At 73.5% G+C, this 3337-nt stretch carries 4 protein-coding genes and 1 pseudogene; 2 read left to right on the top strand and 3 right to left on the bottom strand.

Annotation, left to right across the window (positions count from 1 at the left end):
• A pseudogene (locus KBX39_RS26975) lies at positions 1 to 187 on the top strand (siderophore-interacting protein); the annotation flags it as partial.
• 6 nt (positions 188 to 193) lie between these two features.
• On the opposite strand, the gene KBX39_RS26970 reads toward KBX39_RS26975, so the two are convergent.
• Entirely contained in the window at positions 194 to 1027 is an 834-nt protein-coding gene (locus tag KBX39_RS26970; RefSeq protein ID WP_210873157.1) for a patatin-like phospholipase family protein, read from the bottom strand.
• Positions 1028 to 1102: 75 nt separating this feature from the next.
• Here KBX39_RS26970 and KBX39_RS26965 point away from each other — a divergent pair, with 75 nt between their 5' ends.
• On the top strand, positions 1103 to 1831 hold the full coding sequence (locus tag KBX39_RS26965; RefSeq protein WP_069089648.1) for an SDR family NAD(P)-dependent oxidoreductase: 729 nt from the start codon (positions 1103 to 1105) through the stop codon (positions 1829 to 1831).
• 51 nt (positions 1832 to 1882) lie between these two features.
• Here KBX39_RS26965 and KBX39_RS33910 read toward each other — a convergent pair whose 3' ends face one another.
• Together KBX39_RS33910 and KBX39_RS26960 are read right to left on the bottom strand one after the other, a co-directional pair.
• Positions 1883 to 2008, bottom strand: a complete 126-nt coding sequence (locus KBX39_RS33910; RefSeq protein WP_255361250.1) for a hypothetical protein — start codon at positions 2006 to 2008, stop codon at positions 1883 to 1885.
• The coding region (locus KBX39_RS26960) for an OFA family MFS transporter (RefSeq protein ID WP_210873155.1) at positions 2005 to 3337 on the bottom strand (1333 nt) is incomplete at its 5' end. The genes KBX39_RS33910 and KBX39_RS26960, both read right to left, overlap by 4 nt.

Here is a 3337-nt window from a genome sequence, read left to right as displayed (position 1 = left end):
GCTGCTGACCGACCCGGCCATGCGCGGCCACCACCGGCTGCACGCCGTCCGCGCCCACCTGCTGGAGCTGCACGGCGACCCGCAGGCCGCCGCCGAGCACTACCGGCTGGCCGCCCGGCTCACCGGCAGCCTGCCCGAACAGCGCTACCTCAACCGGCGGCTGGCGCGCCTGACCAGCGACTCCTGATCGCGGTCACCGCCACACCCCGGCCACCTCGTCGGCCACCGTGTCGGCCTGGGCGAACCCGGCCCGCGCCGACGCGGCCCGCCGCGCCGGATCCAGCACGTTACGGCCGATCGCGGTGCGTGCCGCCCGGTCCGGCGACACCACCGCCACCCGCGCGCCGGCCGCCCGCCGCGCCGTCACCTGCGCCGACAGCCGCGGCATCGGTCCGACCGCCGCACGGGTCGGCGCCAGCACCACCACCCGCTCGCACCCGGCCGCCAGGTCCGCGTTCACCGGCGACCGGACGCCGCCGTCGACGAAACGCCGGTCACCGATCGTCACCGGCGGCCAGACCCCCGGCACCGCGCAACTGGCCCCGACCGCGTCCACCAGCGACGCCCCGCTGTCCGCGTCGAACACCACGAATTCGCCGGAGGCCGCGTCGACGGCGGTGACCAGCAGCCGCGCCGCCGGCCAGTCCGACGACGGCAGCCGCGCCGCGATCACCGCCCGCCGCGACTGCTCCGACGGGGTACGCGCCGACAACGCCATCGCGCCGATACGCGCCCGGGCCCGCGCCGCGTCCCGGCCCCGCCCACCGGCCCACGCCCAGCGCAACAGCACCCCCGTCCCGAGGCGCGCCGGCACCTCCTCGCGGGGCGGCCGCAGTTGCGCCTCGTACAACTGCGTCACCGGCGTTCCCGAACGCACCTGCGCCCCGACCACCGACCCGGCCGACGTGCCCACCACCAGCTCCGCCTCGTCCAACCGCAGGCCGTGCCCGGCCAGCCCGGCCAGCAGACCCAGCTCCCAGGCCACCCCGGTGACCCCGCCGCCACCCAGCACTAACGCGCGCCCCATGTGACAGTCCTCTCCACCCCGGATGGTCCCGCCCACGGTAACGTCGCCCCCACCGCAAGGCAGGGGAGAATTGCATTGACCTCCGTCACCATCGTCACCGGGGGAGGACGCGGCATCGGCGCGGCCACCGCCCGGCGGCTCGCCGCCGAGGGCCACGACCTGGTCATCGGCTACCGCGCCGACCACACCGCCGCCGAATCCGTGGCCGCCGACGTGCGCGCGGCCGGCCGCCGCGCGGTCACCGTCGCCGCCGACACCACCGACCCGGACCAGGTACGCCGCATCTTCGACGCCGCCGACCGGCTCGGCCCGCTCACCGGCCTGGTCAACAACGCCGGCGTCACCAGCCCGATCGGCCCGTTCACCGACCTGCGCGTCGACGACCTGCGCGAGGTCGTCGACGTCAACCTCATCGGGTACGTGCTCTGCGCCCAGCAGGCGGCCCGGCGGCTCACCCGCGGCGGCGCCATCGTCAACGTCTCCTCCGTCGCCGCCACGCTCGGCTCACCCGGCGAGTACGTCCACTACGCCGCCGTCAAGGCCGCCACCGACACCCTCACCGTCGGGCTCGCCAAGGAACTCGCGCCGCACGGCATCCGCGTCAACGCCGTCGCCCCCGGCATCATCCGCACCACCATCCACGCCCGCTCCGGCGTGCCCGACCGCCCCGACTCCGCCGCCGGGCGGATCCCGATGGGCCGCGCCGGGGAACCCGAGGAGGTCGCCGGCGCGATCGCCCACCTGCTCGGCCCGGACGCCTCGTACACCACGGGCGCGGTCCTGCGCGTCGGCGGCGGGCTCTGACACGACGGCGGCCCGGGGTGTCCGCCCCGGGCCGCCGCCTCGCCTTCTGCGCTACTGGGTGAACAGCTTCGCCGCCGTGATCACCGTCTGCACCACCCCGTAGCCCAGCAGCACCGACACCACCAGCCACGACACCACCAGGCGGGTCCGCTGCCCGCCACCGCTGTGCTCGTTCACGATCCGCTCCTCTCCGTCGGCCCCTGCGCTGTCCCGTCCCGCCCCGACGCCGGCTCGTGGTAGCGCTCCGGCACCGGCCGCACCAGCAGGTTCGCCACCAGGCCGACGGCCAGCACGCCGACCATCGTGAACAGCGCCGGCCGGTACGCCGCCGCGGTCAACGTGCCCGGCTCGCCCTGCGCGTCGAGGAACCCGTTGACGATCAGCGGCCCGGCCACCCCGGCCGCCGACCACGCGGTCAGCAGCCGGCCGTGGATCGCGCCCACCTCGAACGTGCCGAACAGGTCCCGCAGGTACGCCGGAATGGTCGCGAACCCGCCGCCGTAGAACGACAGGATCACGGACGCCAGCAGCACGAACAACGCCGTCGAGGTCTGCCCCACCAGCGCCAGCAGCAGGTACAGCACCATGCCCACACCCAGGTACACCACGTAGATCGGCTTACGGCCGATCACATCCGACGTGGACGACCACACGAACCGGCCCGCCATGTTGAACAGCGACAGCACTCCCACGAACCCGCCGGCCGCCGCCACCGACACCGCCGAGGTCCCGTTGTCGCGGAAGAAGTCCTGGATCATCGGGCTGGCCTGCTCCAGGATGCCGATACCCGCCGTCACGTTGCAGAACAGCACCACCCACAGCAGCCAGAACGACCGCGTCTTCAGCGCGTTGGCCGCCGACACGTTCGCCGTGGTCACCAGCGGCTTCTCCGCCACCGTCGACGGGTCGAAACCGGCCGGCCGCCAGTGCGGCGCCGGCACCCGCACGTTGAACACCCCGAACATCATGATCACGAAGTAGCCGATGCCGAGCGTCACGAACAGCCACACCAGCGCCGAGCCCGACGCGGTGGAACCGCTGTCCGACGGGTCGTACCCGGCGTCGTAGAACGACAGCAGCTGCCGGGACAGGGGAGATGCCACCATCGCCCCGCCACCGAACCCCATGATCGCCAGCCCGGTCGCCAGCCCCGGCCGGTCCGGGAACCACTTGATCAACGTGGAGACGGGGGAGATGTACCCGATCCCCAGACCGATCCCGCCCAGCACCCCGTACCCCAGGTACAGCAGCCACAGCTGCCCGGTCGCGATGCCCAGCGCCCCGACCAGGAACCCCGCCGCCCAGAAACACGCCGACACGAACATGGCCTTACGCGGCCCGTTCGCCTCCACCCACGTACCGGCGACCGCGGCCGACAACCCCAGCATCACGATCGCGATGCTGAAGATCACCCCGATCGCCGTCTGACTTGTGTCGAAATGCGCGATCAGGGAGTTCTTGTACACGCTCGTCGCGTACACCTGCCCGATGCACAGATGGATCGCC

Source organism: Micromonospora sp. D75 (assembly GCF_018070405.1).
Taxonomy (GTDB): domain Bacteria; phylum Actinomycetota; class Actinomycetes; order Mycobacteriales; family Micromonosporaceae; genus Micromonospora; species Micromonospora chalcea.
This window is presented reverse-complemented; position numbering and strand designations above follow the sequence as displayed.

Coding starts and splice junctions, on each gene's coding strand:
- KBX39_RS26970 (WP_210873157.1), bottom strand. CDS start 1,027: ATGGGGCGCGCGTTAGTGCTGGGTGGCGGCGGGGTCACCGGGGTGGCC.